Genomic DNA, 17,351 nt, shown 5'->3' with positions numbered 1-17,351 from the left:
TTTAATCCAGCCAATAAGGAGTCACTATGATCGGGGCTGAACCCGTCATTGAAAAGCGTCGCTGGTTATCACCGGTCTGGCTGTTACCCCTGATAGCCCTGCTGCTGGCAGGTGGCTTTCTCTATCAGCAGGTATTGAGCCGTGGCCAGCTTATCCAGATCAACTTCGCCCAGGGCAACGGCATTTTGCCGGGCAAAACCCAGGTACGTTATCAGGGGGTGGCCATCGGCGTGGTGCAAGAGCTGGAGCTGGCTGAAGATGGCCGCAAGATTGCGGTGATGGCCAAGATTGACAGCCGTGCCCGGCCGTTGATCCGCAAAGGCTCCGACTTCTGGCTGGTGAGCCCCAAGGCATCGCTGACCGAGATCTCCGGCCTCGATACTCTGGTCTCCGGCAATTACATCAACCTGCAACCGGGGCGTGAAAGCAATCCGCTGGAGGAGACCTTCGATGCACTGGAAGGCCCTCCCCCCGGCTATCAGGCACAGGGACGCATGCTGCACCTGACTGCCGATTCGCTGGGTTCGGTGGGGATTGGCGCCAAGCTCTATTTCCGCGGCATCGAGGTGGGCAGCGTCATCAATACCCGCCTGGGTCAGGACAACCAGAACGTCATTCTGGACCTGGTGATCGAGCCGCGTTTCGAACATCTGGTCAAAGCTGATACCCGCTTCTGGAATATCAGCGGCATCAAGGGCTCCTTCAGTCTGGCCGGGGTGAGCGTGGAGGCTGGCAGCCTTACCTCCATCCTGAGCGGCGGCATTGCCTTTGACTCGCCCAAAGATTCACCGGAGCCGGAGAAGGGACAGACCTTCGTCCTCTATAAAGGGCTGGCGGAAGCGGCGCGTGGCGAGCGTATCGACATTGCGGCTGGCGATCTTCCGGTCAAGGAGGGGATGCCCATCCTCTATGAGGGGATCGAGATTGGTCGTATCGACCCCATTCGCCTTACCGACAAAGGCCGTGTGGTCACAGCGTTGATCAACCCGGAGCAGGCTTATCGCATTACCGACAAGAGCCAGCTGGTGTGGGAGAGCATCTCCCTTTCCGCGACCGGTGTGCAGCATGCAGATCGCCTGCTCTCCGGCCCGGCCATTCGCCTCGACTATGTGGCGGGCAAACCGGTACAGAAGATGACCCTGACCGATCGCGCCCCCCAGAGCGGTACCAAGGTGACGCTGCAGGCTGACGATCTGGCGGGGCTCAATCAGAATGCACCTGTCTGGTACAAGGGATTGCAGGTGGGCCGTATCAGCCAGCTCACCCTGGATGCGCGCGGCAATGCCAGCATTGAGCTGGTGATGGCGCCGAACTATGGCCATCTGCTCAACCGTGCCCGCTTCTATCGCGCCGCCCCGTTGCAGATCGATGCCGATCTGAGCGGCATCAAAGTAGAAACCAGTCCGGCCAGTGCCTGGTTGGGGGGCGGGATCAAGCTGGTACAAGCCAGCAGTGGCGAGCGGATTAACCGTCTCTACCCCAGTCAGGAGCTGGCACTGCTCGGCACCCGTGATGCCAAGCCGCAGCGCTGGTTGCTCAAGGCAGATCAGGCCGATGGCATTGGCATTGGCTCGCCTGTGCTCTATCTGGGGCTGGAAGCGGGCAAGGTCAAACAGCTGCGCGCCGCCAAAGAGGGGGTCGAGATCGAGCTCGAGATTGATGGGGTGTATGCGCCTCTGCTCGCCCAGCAACCCCAATTCTGGAAAAAACCGGCCATCGACACCAAGGTGCGGGTCGATGGTGTGCAGGTCAAGGTGGGCAACCTCGGTACCCTGCTGCGTGGCGCCATCGAGTTCGATCGGTTGGCTAATGGCCGCAGCAGTCATCAACTGTTCGATTCCAGGGAGCAAGCCAAGGCCAAGGTGCGCCAGCTGTCACTGGTAGCAGAGAGCAATCCGGGGCTCGGGATTGGCAGCCCGATCCGCTATCGTGGGGTCGATATCGGCAAAATTGAAGAGATCGAGCTGGAGCCGTCTCTGGGTCAGGTGATCTTCAAGGCCGAACTCGATGGCCACTATGCCGAGCGTTTCCTGCAGTCCGGCGCCCGCTTTACTCTGGTGCAGGCCAAGCTGGGGCTGGGCGGTGTTGCGCACCTCGATACCCTGATCAAGGGGGCGTTTGTGGAGGCACAACCGGGTAAAGGCGCTGGCAAAGATCGCTTCCCCTTGAGTCAAGTCGGCCCGGTGGGTCTGGCCCTGACCCTCAAGAGCCCATCCGTCAATGGCCTGAGCGTCGGCAGTCCGCTACTGTTTCGCAAGATGGTGGTGGGCAGTGTCACCAAGGTGGCGCTGGCTCGGGATGGCAGCGAGGTGGTGATCGACGTCAACGTGGATCAGGAGTATGCCCATCTGGTGCGGGCCAACTCCCGTTTCTGGAATGTCTCCGGGGTCAAGGCGGATATCGGGCTGACCGGCGGCACTATCGAAGTAGAGACGGTGCAGAGTCTGTTGGCCGGCGGTATTGCTTTCAATACGCCGGAGAGAGAGATGGGGCCAACCGTCAAGGCTGGCCACAGCTATCCGCTCTACGGCAAGGCCGAGAAAGAGTGGCTGGAGTGGAGTCCGCGTATCCAGCCCTGATCTCTTCCCTTTACGTACCTCATCCAAGCCCGGCACAGTGCCGGGCTTTTTTATATTCCGGTACCTGTTGATAGGGTTCAGATTCAGAATATTCTTAGCCTTGTGGTAGGATATCGCCCCTCTTTTTCGGTCAACGAGACGGCACAGTGCACGACAACACCTTCCTTCCCGATTACTTTTTACGCCACATTGCGGCCATCATGCCGGCCCATCTCTCGATGGATGAGTTTGTGGCCAGTTGTCGACGTCCGCTGCGCCGCAGCATTCGGGTCAACACCTTGAAGATCGCCGTCTCGGATTTCGTCGCCCTGATGGAGCCACTGGGTTGGCAGCTTGACCCTGTCCCCTGGTGTGATACCGGCTTCTGGCTCACCCGCAGCGATGAAACTGTCCCACTTGGCAACACCGCCGAGCACTTGAGCGGGCTCTTCTATATTCAGGAAGCGAGCTCCATGCTGCCGGTGACGGCACTCTTTGCCAGCGACAAGATCAAAGCGGATGGCATGTTGCTGGATGCGGCGGCGGCCCCCGGCTCCAAGACCACCCAGATAGCCGCCTTGATGAACAATCAGGGGATGTTGGTTGCCAACGAGTTTTCCAGCAGCAGGTTGAAAGTGCTTAGCGCCAATATCCAGCGCTGCGGCGTGACCAATGTGGGGATGACCCATTTTGATGCCAAGGTATTTGGCCAGTGGTTGCCGGAGACCTTCGATGCCATCCTGCTCGATGCCCCCTGCTCAGGTGAAGGTACGGTGCGCAAGGATGAAGATGCACTGCGCAACTGGAGCATCGAGAGCATCGACGAGATTGCGGCGGTGCAGCAAGGGTTGCTGGAGAGTGCCTTCCATGCCTTGAAACCGGGCGGTGTGCTGGTCTACTCCACCTGTACCTTGAGTGAGCAGGAGAATCAGGCGGTCTGCCAATCCTTGCTGGACAAGTTTGGCGATGCCTTGAGTTTTGATTCGCTGGCTGACCTGTTCCCCCATGCAGAGCAGGCCTGTACATCCGAAGGATACCTGCACGTTTGGCCCCAGATCTTCGACAGTGAAGGCTTTTTCGTCGCCAGATTGCGCAAGCATCACTCGGTGCCCAACACCATGTTCAAGCCGGGCAAGCTGGGTAAATTCCCCTTCCTGCCACTGGCAGCAAAAGAGTCAGAGCCCATGCTGCGCGAGATTGAAGCAAACTTCGGAGTGGCACCGCAGGGTCAGCTGTTTGGCCGCAATGACGAGATCTGGCTTTTCCCCCAGCAGTTTGATCAGGTGCAGGGCAAGCTGCGCTTCGATCGCATCGGCATCAAGTTGGCCGAGACCTTCAAGAAAGGTTATCGCCTCACTCATGAGTGGGCATTGGCCTATGGAGATAAAGCGAGCAAGGGCGTGGTCGAGCTGGATTGCACCAATGCGCGGGAATTCATGATGGGGCGAGATGTCTGGCCAGAGCAGGATGCGGGCACTGGCGAGGTGATCGTCCGCTATCAGGGGTATACCTTGGGCATGGGGAAATGGGTGGGGAGTCGGGTCAAGAATGCCCTCCCCCGCGAGCTGGTGCGTGACAACAATCTGTTCAATGCGTAGTGGATCGTTCGGTGCATCAGCACTTGAACGAGTCTGAAATACCCACACTCTGGTTGAACTTTTCTTCGGTTCTTGAAAAGCCTTGAGCCTTGTCTAAGCTTAAGGCAATCCGAACACCAGTTAGCGCACGGCTCTGCAAGGAGCCAATTCCCCTATGCCAGGTACAAGGAATTCGTACCTGGCTTTTTTTATCTCTTCACGTATCGCTGTTACTTCACTCTTGGCTCTATTCGACGGTCTCTTCGAGCTGTGTGGCGACTCTGTTTTCAAACGGAGGTTCTCTACCCAGCTCATGTTGGTAGAGCAGATCGATCGCCTGCTCGATGAGTGATGCCTGACTGTCTTCGAGATGGATACCCAGAGCGGCCAATCGCTCGGCGTGGCGATTGCTGATCCAGCATTGCAATCGGGTATGGGTCTCCTGCTTGCGTTTTACATGTTGGCGCTGCCGCTCGGCATTGTTTTGGGGGGCCGCTTCTTGCTCTTCACGCCCTGTCATTTCTTGGCTCATATGTCCTTGCGATATTACGTTTCTGAGTTTGTTATCTCTCATCACATGCCATTATCCATTGGAAGATGCCCTTCCCCTTTGGGCTGTTGGCTGCACGGCAAATATATCATCAGATCAACAAGATATCATTTAACATAAAAAACGAAGTGACGCAGTTGTGTCAAAGCAAGCCATCAAGGGCATGATCGGAGAATTTGTGGGCGTCATCGAAGTACTCCTGCAGGGTTCGCATATCCTTGTGGCGCGTCACCTCGATGATCTTGTTCATCGGTTTGCCGGCAGTCACCGCTGAGGTGATAAATCCGCGCCGCAGGCTGTGGCCACTGACGTAAAGATCGTCAATGGCTTGACCGGTTCGCCGCTTGATCATCAGATTGATGCCTTGTGGGCCGAGTGGTTCGGCCATCAGTTGACCCCAGCGGTTCATGCGCCGAAATAGCGGCCCCTCGCTGATCCGGCTTTTGTGTAGCCACTTTTGCAGTGCCGATACGGGGCAATAGTGCTTGCCCGGGATCAGGGCTATCTCGGTTTCATGAAGCTGATGCTTGCTCGGTTTGAGACGAAGGCGGATCCCCTGCCCCACAAAATCGAGATCGCTCACCTCAATTCGGGCCGCTTCCGAGCGGCGCAAAGCGCCACTGAACATCAACAGCAACAGGGTGTGATCACGCAAGCCAGCCAGATCACCGGTGTCGATGCCATCGAGCACCTGGGTCAATGGCTGCAGCGTCAGGGCGCCGGTTTTGCGTTTGCGATTATCCCCCAATCTGACAATACCGCGCATCATCTCCTTGATTTCGGGATGTTCGGTGGGCATGGGATGAATGCCTTTCTGCTTGAAGGCATAACGGATCCCGGCAAGCCGTCTCACCAGGGTTGCCGGTTTACGAGGTTCACCGTTGCGTAGCTCCCCTTTTCCCTCTTCTTTATCCAGCCATACCCAGTCTGCCAATACGCCGTCAGCCTGATCAGCAAGAAAGTTCATGATGTCGTGATGGGTTGTTTGTAGCGGATCCAGTCCGTGCAATTGGCACCAGAAGACAAAAATACGGGTATCTGCCTGATAGGCATTGAGGGTGGAATCCGCTTTTGCACTGCGCAAAAAGCGGCGTGCCCGACTATTTAGCTGTGCATCGAAAACAGTCTGCAGTGACTGATGAGTCGGATTGGACAAGGATGGATATGCCACGGAACCCTATGATTCATATGATGTTTGAGAGGATCTTACAGGATCCTTCCCATACATCAAGTATCGATAATGAATATTATCGATACTTAAAGCCTGATGTTTTTATATCCTTTGGCCACATTAGATAAACGAAACATCGGAATATCATTCAACTCGGGTTTATATGGATGAACAGGTTACATTGGTCGGGTGAAGTGAGAGATAACACGGTACAGTGTTGATATTCAGGTGGGTAATCAGCTTGGCATTTGAAATATAAAAAGCCCCGAGCAACGGGGCTTCTGTGTTATTTTTTCGCCAGTTTGAATAGTTCAAAGAAATTCCGGCTGGTGGCTTCTGCCAATTCATTAAGCGGGATCTGACGCAGATCGGCAATAAACTGCGCAACGTCTCGCACAAAGGCAGGTTCGTTCTCCCTCCCCCGATGCGGAACAGGTGCAAGATAGGGCGAGTCGGTCTCGACCAGCAATCTGTCGAGGGGCAGAGCCTTGGCCACCTCTTGCAGGGCAGACGCATTTTTGAAGGTGGCGATCCCCGAGATGGAGATATAGAACCCCATCGCCATCGCGGCTTGCGCCATCTCGAGAGACTCGGTGAAACAGTGCAGCACACCGCCAACCTGATCAGCGCCCTCTTCACGCATGATCTGCAAGGTATCTTGCTGGGCATCGCGGGTATGGATGATCAGCGGCTTGTTCAACGCGCGGGCAACCCGGATATGTTCGCGGAAAGAGGCTTGCTGAACTTCCTTGTTCTCGGGCGAGTAAAAGTAGTCGAGTCCGGTTTCGCCGATGGCGATCACTCTTTCGTCAGCAGCCTGTGTCAGCAACAAGGCTGCATCCACACTGGGTTCCTGATTGAGCGGATGTACCCCGCAGGAGGCAAACACCTGGGGATAGGGGGCGATCGCCTCGAGCATGGTCGGGAACTGTGCCTGAGTCACACTGACACAGAGAAAATATCCCACGTCCAGTTTCGCGGCCTTGGCAAGTACATCAGCCATGCTGGTCTGCTTGCTGCCATAGCTGAGGCGATCGAGATGACAGTGGGAATCAACGAGTAACATATAAAACCTTTCTGCTTGTCGGTACTTATAACCAGCGACTGAGCCAGTTCATCAGATGGATGGTGGAATTGGAGAGCTGACCCGGCTGACATGCGGCTTTCAGGGCAACCAGATCTTGTTCTGCCTCCAGCAGTTTTTCGCTAGAGTGCTGCTCCGCCAACCGTTGACTCAAGATGGCCAGATCAGGCATGGCCAGCTGATGGTGACCACATCCGGCCTGGGTTTTCAGGGCATCACACAAGAAGAGCTGCAACCAGTGCAACCTGACCTGCGTCTCCTGACCAAGCTGGCTGCACAGTGCCGTCGCCTTGACCGGACTTTGACTCAGGGCGACAAACTGTTCCAGCAATTCACGGCGAGTACCGTCCTGTTGCTGCTCGATATAGTCGAGTACCCGCAGCGGGGCCCCTTGACAGATCCGCACCTGAGCCAACGTGGCCTGATGACCCTGCTCGGCCAACCAGCGTACTGTCTCCCCTTCTGCAGGCAACTGACAGACATGTTTGTGACAGCGACTAAGAATGGTAGGAAGCAGCCGGGAAACCTGGGAGGCAATCAGCAACAGCAAGCTGTCGCCGGCCGGCTCTTCCAGGGTTTTCAACAGGGCATTAGCCGCCGATTCGGTCATCCGCTCCGCATCAGGAATAATCACCACCTTGCCACGGCCAAGCTGGGCAGATCCCTGCAGCCGGGAGCAGATCTCGCGAATAGCCTCAACCCCGATGGTCTTGCTGTCGCGAGTTATGGTGCCGAGATCCGGGTGGTTGCCCTTGTCAAACAGCTGGCAGGAGTGGCACTGACCGCACGGCTCTCCGCGATCCGGTTGCTGGCAAAGGTGCAAACGTGCCAGCCGCTCGGCCAGTTGCTCCTTGCCAAGACCGGGATCGCCCAGCAACAACCAGGCGTGGCCGAGACGACCTGACTGGGCCGTCTGGCTCAGGGCATGCCAGTCAGGGATCAGCCAGGGATACATAGGGGCTCGTTCGACAGATAGTGATCCAATGCACGTTCGATGGCAGCTTTGACCTGTTCCGGCGTTTGCGCCGCATCGATCACCACAATGGAATCATCCTTGGCGGCCAGTTCGAGATAACGAGTTCGGGTACGCTCGAAGAAGCTCAGTTGCTCCAGTTCGATGCGATCCAGCTCGCCGCGATGGCGGGCGCGCTGCAAGCCAAGGGCGGGTTCGATATCGAGATAGAGGGTGAGATCCGGCTTGAAGTTGCCGAGCACCGCCTGCTTGATGGCTCCGATAAGCTGGGCATCGATACCACGGCCGCCACCCTGATAGGCTTGGGAGGAGAGATCGTGGCGATCGCCCACCACCCAAACACCGTCGGCCAGTGCGGGTTTTATGCGGGTCTCCACCAGTTGTACCCGGGAGGCATACATCAGCAGCAGTTCCGCCTCGATGGTGAGGCGCTCGTCGTGCACCTCTTTGACGATGGCCCGCATCCGCTCGGCCAGTGGCGTACCACCCGGCTCGCGGGTGCACTCGATCCGGTTGATGCCGTGGCGCTGCAGATAGTCGGTCACATAACGAACGGCCGAGCTCTTCCCTGCCCCTTCCAATCCTTCGATCACAATAAATTTAGACATTAGGGTTTCTTCAATATGTATTCGCGAACCGCCCGATTGTGTTCATCGAGGGTCTTGGAGAAATAGTGGGCACCGCCCCCCTTGGCGACAAAATAGAGATAATCTGTCGATTTGGGGTTAAGCGCAGCTTCGATGGAGGCCTTGCCCGGCATGGCGATGGGCGTGGGCGGCAGACCGTCGATCACATAAGTGTTGTAGGGATTCTTGTCGGTCAGATCGCTGCGGCGAATGTTGCCGTCGTAGCGATCCTTCACCCCGTAAATGACGGTGGGATCAGTCTGCAACTTCATGCCCAGACGCAGACGGTTGACGAATACGGAGGCGATCTGCGCCCGCTCGTCCGGCTGGCCGGTCTCTTTCTCGATAATGGAGGCCATGATCAACGCCTCGTAGGGGGTCTTGTAAGGCAGGTTGGCCTGACGTTTCTCCCAGCTTTGCTGCAGGAAAGTTTCCATATCCTGATGGGCGCGGCGCAAGATCGAGAGATCGCTGGCATGGGTGGTATAGGCGTAGGTTTCCGGCAGGAACCACCCCTCCAGCTTGCCATTCTCGATGCCTAGTTCCTGCGCCAGGTCAGCTTCGGATTGCTCGACGGTCAACCGCTCAAGGTATGGGGCGCTGGAGAGTTGCTTCTGCCAATCCTCGAAACGGGAACCTTCGACGAAGGTGAGGCTGAAGTGAAACTCCTTGCCCGATGCGAACAGAGAGAGGGTCTCCTTGAGAGGGGCCCCTTCCTTGATTTCGTAGGTACCCGATTTGATGGCCACCAGTTCGGGATGGCTGCGCAGCCAGAGCCGCACCGCCCAGGGGCTGGTTTCACCCTCCCCCAGTTCGGCGATGAGACGCGCCGCATGGGCGCCCTTCTCCACCGTAAAGAGCCGGGTCGGCCCCTTGTTGGTGAGCGTCTCTACCTGTTGCCATTTGTAATGTACATAGCCCCCGGCAGCGGCTACCGTCAGTGCCGCCCCCGCGAGCAGGGTGTAAAGCCGATTAAACTTCAATGACCAAACGCTCCTGTAAACGGCGACTCAATACCGCTGGGGGATAGTGAATATCCTCGATGCCATTGACCGGCACGACCCCCATCAGGGTATTGGTGAGCCACACCTCTTCCGCCTGCCATAGTGACTCCAGCGGAGCCTCTACCACACGCAACTCAATACTCATCTGTTTCAACATCGCCATCACCTGGCGGCGCATGATGCCATCGACACCACCGCGGGCGAGATCGGGCGTAAACACCGTCTTGCCCCGACGCCAAAACAGATTGGCACTGACCCCTTCAATCAGAAAACCGCGACTGTTAAGTACTATCCCTTCGACTGCATTTCGGCTGACAAGTTCGCTTTTCAGCAATACCTGCTCCAGACGATTCAAGGTTTTAAGCCCGGCCAGCATGGGGGCATCGCCGATCCGCTGGCGGCACACCACCATCTCGATCCCCTCCTGTTGCCACTGGCCATAGTGAGTGGGAAATGGCGCCAGAATGACAATCCGGGTTGTGTGCTGACATCCGCTGCCATCATAGCCCCGCCCCCCTTCGCCGCGGGTCAGGATCACCTTGGCCACGCATTGTGGCTGGTCAGCCACCATCTCTTCAACCTCCCGGGTCAAGAGATCCCAGTCCGGTTCAACCAATCCCAGCCGGTTGTTGGCCAGCTGCAACCGTGCCAGATGGACAGGCCACTGCAACACGCGACCCTCCCTGACCGCCATGGTGGTGAAATGACCGTCACCATAGGCCAGCCCCCGATCATGGGCCGAGATGGTATCAAGCTTCATGCCATTGATAAGCAAAGGGATCCCTCCGATAAAAAAGGCCCGATACCGGCAGTATCGGGCCTGTGTCTTTGCCCTGCGGCAAATTATACGCGTTTGAAGATCAGTGAGCCATTGGTGCCGCCAAAACCAAACGAGTTGGAAAGGGCGTACTCAAAGCTACCTGGCTTGGCCACATGGGGTACCAGATCCAGATCGCACTCATCATCCGGGTTGTCCAGGTTGATGGTGGGCGGAGCCACCTGATCACGCAGGGCCAACACAGTGATGATCGCCTCGATGGCACCGGCGGCGCCCAACAGGTGACCGGTCATGGACTTGGTGGAGCTGACCATCAGGGATTTGGCGTGCTCACCAAACACCGACTTCATGCCACGCAGTTCAGCCACATCACCCAGCGGGGTGGAGGTACCGTGCGCGTTGATGTAACCAATCTGCTCGGGGGCAATGCCGGCATCCTTGATGGCATTTTTCATGGCACGAGCGCCACCGTTACCATCTGCGGGAGGCGCAGTCATGTGGTACGCGTCACCGCTCATGCCAAAACCGACCAGCTCGGCGTAGATCTTGGCGCCACGGGCCTTGGCGTGTTCGTACTCTTCCAGCACCAGTACCCCGGCACCGTCACCCAGCACAAAACCGTCGCGATCCTTATCCCACGGACGGCTCGCTTTTTGCGGCTCGTCGTTGCGGTTGGAGAGTGCCTTGGCGGCAGCGAAGCCACCCATCCCCATCGCGGTGGAGGCTTTCTCGGCACCGCCAGCGACCATCACATCGGCATCACCGTAAGCGATCATCCGGCCAGCCATACCGATGGCATGGGTACCCGTGGTACAAGCCGTAGTCACGGCGATGTTCGGCCCTTGCAGACCTTTCATGATGGAAAGATGACCGGACACCATATTGATGATGGTGGACGGAACGAAGAAGGGACTGATCTTGCGCGGGCCGCCGTTGACCAAGCTGTCGTGGTTCTGTTCAATCAGACCCAGACCGCCGATACCGGAGCCAATCGCCACGCCGACACGTTCGGCATTCTCTTCATTGATGGTCAGGCCGGAATCATCCAGCGCCTGCATCCCGGCCGCGATGCCGTATTGAATGAAGAGATCCATCTTGCGAGCGTCTTTACGGTTGATACCGTACTGCTCGGGATCGAAATCCTTGACCAGACCTGCGAAGCGGGTTGCAAACTCGCTGGCATCAAAATGTTCGATAAGGGAAATGCCGCTCTGCCCGTTGAGCAGTGCTTGCCAGCTGGATTCGGCAGTGTTACCCACCGGGGAAAGCATCCCCAAGCCGGTCACCACGACTCTGCGTTTTGACACTGAGGTAGTCTCCGAGAGGTGTTTTGAAAAGGAACAAATACAAAAGAAGCGGCCCTTGGGCCGCTTCTTTCAGAACAGGAACTTATTCCTGATTAGCGGTGATGTAGTCGATAGCCGCTTGAACAGTGGTGATCTTCTCGGCTTCTTCATCAGGAATTTCGGTATCGAATTCTTCTTCCAGCGCCATTACCAGTTCAACGGTATCCAAAGAGTCAGCGCCCAGGTCGTCGACGAAGGAGGCAGCGTTCTTAACGTCTTCCTCTTTAACACCCAGTTGTTCGATGATGATTTTCTTTACGCGTTCTTCGATGTTGCTCATGACCTGAATTTTCCTTTAAAAATACGCTATTTGCGTCTGGTTGGGGTAGTTTATTCAATTGACGTGAGTTTGCAAGTAGCTTGCCGCTGGTCAAACCACGAAATGTGCCAAACTTCGGCGTACTATCGCAAATTTGAACAGATCTTACGACAAATTGATTACACCATGTACATCCCGCCATTAACATGCAGGGTTTCGCCGGTGATATAGGCTGCTTCATCAGAAGCCAAGAATACCACAGCTGCGGCAATTTCTTTTGGATCACCCAAACGGGCGGCAGGCACCTGACTCATGATGCCGGCACGTTGATCGTCATTCAGGGCACGGGTCATGTCGGTTTCGATGAAACCGGGAGCAACCGCGTTCACTGTGATACCACGGGATGCCACTTCCCGCGCCAACGATTTGGTAAAACCAACCAGACCGGCCTTGGCGGCAGCATAGTTGACCTGACCGGCATTGCCCATGGTTCCCACCACGGAGCCAATGCTGATGATGCGACCGTGACGTTTCTTCATCATGGCACGCAACACCGGTTTGCTCAGACGGTAAAGCGAGGTCAGATTGGTATCGATGATCTCGTTCCACTCGTCATCTTTCATCCGCATCAACAGGTTGTCACGGGTGATCCCCGCGTTGTTGATCAGGATGTCGATGTCGCCAAAGCGCGCCTTGATGGCGGCGAAGACGGCTTCGATGGATTCCTGGCTGGTCACGTTCAGTGCCATGCCGCAGCCATTGTCACCCAGATAGGCGCTGATCGCCTCGGCACCGCTCTCGCTGGTCGCCGTACCGACCACTTTCGCGCCACGGGCCACGAATGTTTCGGCAATCGCACGGCCGATGCCACGACTGGCACCGGTCACCAACACAACCTTATCGGTAAAGCTCATCACTTGCTCCTGTTTACTTGATCTGGGCCAGCGCCTGCTCGAAAGAGGCGGCATCGTTGGCGTGAATACCTTCCACGCGCTTGTCGATACGCTTGGCGAGCCCGGTCAACACTTTGCCCGGTCCCATCTCGATCTCGAGGGTAACCCCCTCGTTGGCCATCCGCTCGACAGTCTCGGTCCAACGAACCGGGCTGAACAGCTGACGTACCAGCGCTTGCTTGATGGCGGCCGGATCCTGTTCACAGGATACGTCGACATTATTGATGACAGCGATGGTTGGAACCTTGATCTCGATCCCGTCCAGCGCAGCTGCCAGTTTTTCTGCGGCAGGTTTCATCAACGCGCAGTGAGACGGTACGGAGACTGGCAGCGGCAACGCACGCTTGGCGCCCGACTCTTTCATCAGCACGTTGGCGCGCTCAACGGCCTCTTTGTGACCGGCGATAACCACCTGGCCCGGAGAGTTGAAGTTGACCGGAGAGACCACCTGCCCTTCTGCCGCTTTTTCGCAGTTGGCGACGATGGATTCGTTATCCAGGCCGATGATGGCCGCCATGGCGCCGGTGCCTTCCGGTACCGCTTCCTGCATGGCCAGACCACGCAGCTCGACCAGTTTGACCGCATCGGCAAAATCGAGTGCGCCGCTGCAAACCAGCGCGGAGTACTCACCCAGGCTGTGACCCGCCATCATGGCAGGCGTTGCCCCACCCTGCTGTTGCCACAGGCGCCACAGGGCGACAGAGGCTGTCAGCAGCGCAGGCTGAGTGCGCCAGGTTTTGTTCAGATCTTCAACCGGACCATCCATCACCAGGGCAAACAGGTCATAACCCAGCACCTGGCTCGCCTCGGCGAAGGTCTCCTTGATCACGGCATGTTGTTCGGCCAGCTCGGCCAGCATGCCTACGGACTGGGAACCTTGTCCCGGGAAGGCAATGGCAAATTGGGTCATCATTGATTCCTTTTAGATAAGACAAAAATGAAATCGGTGACGGAATGATGGAGACACCATCCCGCCGAAGATCAAAGGCGAACCAGCGCCGAGCCCCAGGCGAAACCGCCGCCAAAAGCCTCCAGCAGAACCAGCTGACCCGGTTTGATCCGGCCATCCCGCACCCCTTCGTCGAAGGCAACCGGAACAGAAGCGGCAGAGGTATTGCCGTGCTTGTCGAGGGTCAGTACCACTTTATCGAGGCTCATACCCAGCTTCTTGGCGGTGGCACTGATGATGCGGAAGTTGGCTTGATGCGGCACCAGCCAATCCAGCTCGCTCGGCTCGATACCGGCAGCGGCCAAGGTTTCGGTTACGATCTCGCTCAAACGGGTGACCGCGACCTTGAAGACATCGTTGCCCTTCATATACATGTAGGCTTCGAGCTCGGCACCCGGCATGCCGCGACGGGGATGAGGCAGCTTGAGCAGCTCGCCATAACGGCCATCGGCATGGAGATGGGTAGAGAGGATGCCCGGCGTCTCGCTGGCACCGACAATCACAGCCCCTGCCCCATCGCCAAACAGGATGATGGTGCCGCGATCTTGCGGATCGCACATGCGGGAGAGCACATCGGCCCCGACGACCAGCACATGGCGGGCGGCGCCGGATTTGACGAACTGATCGGCAATGGAGAGCGCATAAGTGAAGCCTGCGCAGGCAGCTGCCACGTCAAAGGCAGGGATGCCCGGTACGCCGAGCAGCCCCTGCAGCTCGCAGGCGGCAGCCGGGAAAGCATTTTCAGCACTGGTAGTGGCCAGCACTATCATATCGAGATCGGCAGCGGTCAAACCGGCTGCATCCAGGGCGCGCAGGGCGGCCTGGTAAGAGAGGGTGGCAACGGTCTCGTCAGCCCCGGCAATACGGCGCTCACGGATACCGGTGCGTTCCACGATCCACTCATCACTGGTCTCAACCATCTGCTCGAGATCGGCGTTGGTACGCACTGAACTCGGCAGGTAGCTGCCAGTACCCAGAATTTTGCTATGCATAGAGTTCTTATAGATCCCTGTCAGAGAAGACAGCTTCAAGGCGATCTGCTATTTGCAGTGGAAGTTGATGTTTGGCCTCTTGTGCGGCCAGCAGGATCGCATTACACAGAGCGCGCCGTTCGGCCCGCCCATGACTTTTTACCACAATGCCACGCAATCCTAACAGACTTGCCCCGTTATACTGGTCGGGGTTCAGGTAAGAAAAACGCCGTTTGAACATAAATCCGGCGATCCGGCCAAGAAAAGTGCGTTTCTTGCGGGGATATCCGGCCAGCTGGGCCATCATCCGCACCACCCCTTCTGCCGTCTTGAGGGCGACATTGCCGACAAAACCGTCGCAGACGATCACGTCGCTGTCGCCGCTGAAGATGCGATCCCCTTCGACAAACCCGACATAATTGAGCGCGTGGCACTGACGCAACAATTCGGCACTGTGGCGCACCAGATCGTTGCCCTTGATCTCCTCCTCGCCGATGTTGAGCAAGGCAACACGGGGTGATGCAATGCCTTCTACCTTTTCGGCCACGACAGAGCCCATCACCGCAAACTGCAGCAAGGTATCGGCATCGCAACTGACGTTTGCGCCGAGATCCAGCATCACGGTGCGTTTGCCACTCAATGTTGGCAACGCCTTGATGAGGGCGGGTCTGTCTACCCCGGGTAGGGATTTGAGCACGCACTTGGCCATCGCCATCAACGCACCGGTATTGCCGGCACTGACGCAGGCATCGGCCTCACCGGCTTTCACCAGATTGAGTACCACCCGCATGGAGGAGTCTTTCAGAGTACGCAGCGCCACGATCGGTTTATCGCCCATGCCAACCACTTGGGATGCATGTACGAAACGAACGCGGGGATGATTCAGCAAGCCATGCTGCTGCAGCAGAGAAGAGGTCTGGTGCTGGTCGCCGACCAGGATCAGTTTTAGCTGGGGTAAAAGAGACAGTGCCTGCACGGCGGCAGGCACTGTTTCCGAGGGGCCAATATCTCCCCCCATGATGTCTAGCGCGACAGTTTGCGTAGACAAAGGCAATCCTTAAGCGATTACCTTTTTACCGCGGTAGAAACCATCGGCAGTCACGTGGTGACGACGATGAATTTCGCCACTGGTCTGATCAACAGTCAGGGCAGCGGTGGTCAGCGCATCGTGGGAACGACGCATGCCACGCTTGGCACGGGTTTTACGGTTCTGTTGTACGGCCATTGTAGGCTAACTCCTAAATTCACTTACGTTTAAGCTCTTCAAGAACTGCAAAGGGATTCGGCCGCTCATCAGCAGGTTCGATTTCACCCCAAGTCATCTCCATGTTTCCTCTCGGGCATGCATCCAGAGAATGCATTGCGACTTGAGGCAACGAGAGGATGAGTTCATCCTCCAGGATTTGATGAAGATCTATCTCGCCGTTTTCGTCCAACTCAATGGGCTCATAAGCTTCCGGCAGTTCTTCCTCGTTTGTTCTTTCGAACAGCGGAGTGTAGATAAATTCAGCTTCACAGAGGTGTTCGAATGTCTCTCCGCAACGTTGGCAAACCAGGTCAACCTTGGCATGGGCAGTGCCTTTCATAACGGTCAACTTCTGGACATCTTTGCCAAAGTGCAGTGATACCTCGATATCACTCTGCAAGCCAGCGGTTGATTCCTCCAGCCTGGGCATCTGCGACTTTTCCACTATCCCGATGTAATCGAGCAGCTTCAAGGCACTACGGACTGGATCAACCTTAACGGGCAACTTCACCTTTTGCATAGGGCGCGAATAATATAGGTCCAACAACTGATAGTCAAAGGAAAAAGTCCTTACCGCCGATGATTTTAACGTCACAAGTCCCTAGAATGCCGGTACTCGCTTTCATCGGTACCTGATTATGCCACAGAATCTGATCCTCGCCTCAACTTCTCGCTATCGCAAAGCCTTGCTGGAGAAGCTCGGACTCCCCTTTGAATGTGCCGCCCCCGATGTGGATGAGCGACCAGTGGCTGGCGAATCCGCCGAGGCGCTGGTGGCTAGGCTGGCCCATGCCAAGGCTGATGCCATCGCCGGGCAACGTGATCACGGCTTGATTATCGGCTCTGATCAGGTGTGTGTATGCGATGGTCACATCCTCGGCAAACCGGGCACCATCGACAATGCCATCGCCCAGCTGATGGCGGCCCAGGGGCGCAGTGTCACCTTCTACACAGGCCTGTGCGTAGTGAATGCCGCAACCAATGAGGCTCATCAACTGGTGGAACCCTTCACTGTCCATTTTCGCAACCTCGATGAAGCCGCCATTCGCCGCTATGTAGAGGCAGAATTGCCCCTCGATTGTGCTGGCAGCTTCAAATGTGAAGGTATGGGCATCGTGCTGTTCAAGGGGCTGGAGGGGCGCGATCCTAACGCCTTGATCGGTCTGCCACTGATCGGCCTGATCGAACTGCTGGAGCGCCACGGTATTGCCCTGCCCTGATTGCGGACGAATAGATAAGCTAGATCGAGGATATAAAAAGCCCGATCAATAGACCGGGCTTTTTATATCAATCAGATTGATGTCTC

18 protein-coding genes are annotated in these 17,351 nt (G+C 56.8%); 3 read left to right on the top strand and 15 right to left on the bottom strand.

Annotation, left to right across the window (positions count from 1 at the left end; translation table 11 throughout):
- Positions 1–26: 26 nt before the first annotated feature.
- Together G5367_RS00820 and rsmF are read left to right on the top strand one after the other, a co-directional pair.
- Positions 27–2,579 carry an MlaD family protein gene (locus tag G5367_RS00820; protein WP_421293786.1) on the top strand — a complete coding sequence of 851 codons (2,553 nt, stop codon included), beginning with the start codon at positions 27–29 and terminating at the stop codon, positions 2,577–2,579.
- A 146-nt stretch (positions 2,580–2,725) separates the two neighbouring features.
- Positions 2,726–4,156, top strand: coding sequence for a 16S rRNA (cytosine(1407)-C(5))-methyltransferase RsmF (rsmF, locus tag G5367_RS00815; protein WP_421243568.1), 1,431 nt, complete (start codon positions 2,726–2,728; stop codon positions 4,154–4,156).
- Between the two features lie 226 nt (positions 4,157–4,382).
- Here the strand turns inward: rsmF and G5367_RS00810 are convergent, their stop codons facing one another.
- From G5367_RS00810 to yceD, 15 genes are all read right to left on the bottom strand, one after another.
- Positions 4,383–4,655, bottom strand: a complete 273-nt coding sequence (locus tag G5367_RS00810) for a RepB family protein (protein ID WP_407842925.1) — start codon at positions 4,653–4,655, stop codon at positions 4,383–4,385.
- 172 nt (positions 4,656–4,827) lie between these two features.
- Positions 4,828–5,769, bottom strand: a complete 942-nt coding sequence (locus tag G5367_RS00805) for a site-specific integrase (protein WP_265344088.1) — start codon at positions 5,767–5,769, stop codon at positions 4,828–4,830.
- Positions 5,770–6,142: 373 nt separating this feature from the next.
- The gene (locus G5367_RS00800) at positions 6,143–6,922 is read right to left on the bottom strand and encodes a TatD family hydrolase (protein WP_421243567.1); all 780 of its coding nucleotides are present in this window, start codon (positions 6,920–6,922) and stop codon (positions 6,143–6,145) included.
- 25 nt (positions 6,923–6,947) lie between these two features.
- Positions 6,948–7,895 carry a DNA polymerase III subunit delta' gene (holB, locus tag G5367_RS00795; protein ID WP_421243566.1) on the bottom strand — a complete coding sequence of 316 codons (948 nt, stop codon included), beginning with the start codon at positions 7,893–7,895 and terminating at the stop codon, positions 6,948–6,950.
- Positions 7,880–8,521 carry a dTMP kinase gene (gene tmk, locus G5367_RS00790; RefSeq protein ID WP_407956251.1) on the bottom strand — a complete coding sequence of 214 codons (642 nt, stop codon included), beginning with the start codon at positions 8,519–8,521 and terminating at the stop codon, positions 7,880–7,882. The genes holB and tmk overlap by 16 nt, the downstream gene beginning before the upstream one ends.
- Positions 8,521–9,522: an endolytic transglycosylase MltG gene (gene mltG / locus G5367_RS00785; RefSeq protein ID WP_005333156.1), complete on the bottom strand. Its 1,002-nt coding sequence runs from the start codon at positions 9,520–9,522 to the stop codon at positions 8,521–8,523. Before mltG ends, tmk begins: the two co-directional genes overlap by 1 nt.
- Positions 9,512–10,318 (bottom strand): aminodeoxychorismate lyase, encoded by an 807-nt coding sequence (gene pabC, locus G5367_RS00780; protein WP_421243565.1) that lies wholly within the window; start codon positions 10,316–10,318, stop codon positions 9,512–9,514. Before pabC ends, mltG begins: the two co-directional genes overlap by 11 nt.
- Positions 10,319–10,386: 68 nt before the next feature.
- Positions 10,387–11,628, bottom strand: coding sequence for a beta-ketoacyl-ACP synthase II (gene fabF / locus G5367_RS00775; protein WP_421243564.1), 1,242 nt, complete (start codon positions 11,626–11,628; stop codon positions 10,387–10,389).
- 82 nt (positions 11,629–11,710) lie between these two features.
- Complete coding sequence (gene acpP, locus G5367_RS00770) at positions 11,711–11,947, bottom strand: acyl carrier protein (RefSeq protein ID WP_005300909.1); 237 nt, start codon at positions 11,945–11,947, stop codon at positions 11,711–11,713.
- 158 nt (positions 11,948–12,105) lie between these two features.
- Entirely contained in the window at positions 12,106–12,840 is a 735-nt protein-coding gene (fabG, locus tag G5367_RS00765; protein ID WP_005351850.1) for a 3-oxoacyl-ACP reductase FabG, read from the bottom strand.
- 13 nt (positions 12,841–12,853) lie between these two features.
- Entirely contained in the window at positions 12,854–13,789 is a 936-nt protein-coding gene (gene fabD, locus G5367_RS00760; protein WP_421243782.1) for an ACP S-malonyltransferase, read from the bottom strand.
- Between the two features lie 71 nt (positions 13,790–13,860).
- Positions 13,861–14,820: a beta-ketoacyl-ACP synthase III gene (locus tag G5367_RS00755; RefSeq protein ID WP_040065495.1), complete on the bottom strand. Its 960-nt coding sequence runs from the start codon at positions 14,818–14,820 to the stop codon at positions 13,861–13,863.
- Positions 14,821–14,827: 7 nt separating this feature from the next.
- On the bottom strand, positions 14,828–15,847 hold the full coding sequence (plsX, locus tag G5367_RS00750) for a phosphate acyltransferase PlsX (protein ID WP_005351844.1): 1,020 nt from the start codon (positions 15,845–15,847) through the stop codon (positions 14,828–14,830).
- A gap of 9 nt (positions 15,848–15,856) precedes the next feature.
- Positions 15,857–16,024 carry a 50S ribosomal protein L32 gene (gene rpmF, locus G5367_RS00745; protein ID WP_005300935.1) on the bottom strand — a complete coding sequence of 56 codons (168 nt, stop codon included), beginning with the start codon at positions 16,022–16,024 and terminating at the stop codon, positions 15,857–15,859.
- Positions 16,025–16,043: 19 nt separating this feature from the next.
- Positions 16,044–16,565 carry a 23S rRNA accumulation protein YceD gene (yceD, locus tag G5367_RS00740; RefSeq protein ID WP_005345553.1) on the bottom strand — a complete coding sequence of 174 codons (522 nt, stop codon included), beginning with the start codon at positions 16,563–16,565 and terminating at the stop codon, positions 16,044–16,046.
- A 118-nt stretch (positions 16,566–16,683) separates the two neighbouring features.
- Between yceD and G5367_RS00735 the strand changes: the two genes are divergently transcribed.
- Complete coding sequence (locus G5367_RS00735) at positions 16,684–17,265, top strand: Maf family protein (protein WP_421243563.1); 582 nt, start codon at positions 16,684–16,686, stop codon at positions 17,263–17,265.
- Positions 17,266–17,351 lie beyond the last annotated feature (86 nt).

This window comes from Aeromonas sp. 604282, from assembly GCF_049170575.1.
Taxonomy (GTDB): domain Bacteria; phylum Pseudomonadota; class Gammaproteobacteria; order Enterobacterales; family Aeromonadaceae; genus Aeromonas; species Aeromonas veronii_A.
Note: the sequence above shows the minus strand (reverse complement) of the source record. Positions and strands in the feature narration are given on the sequence as shown.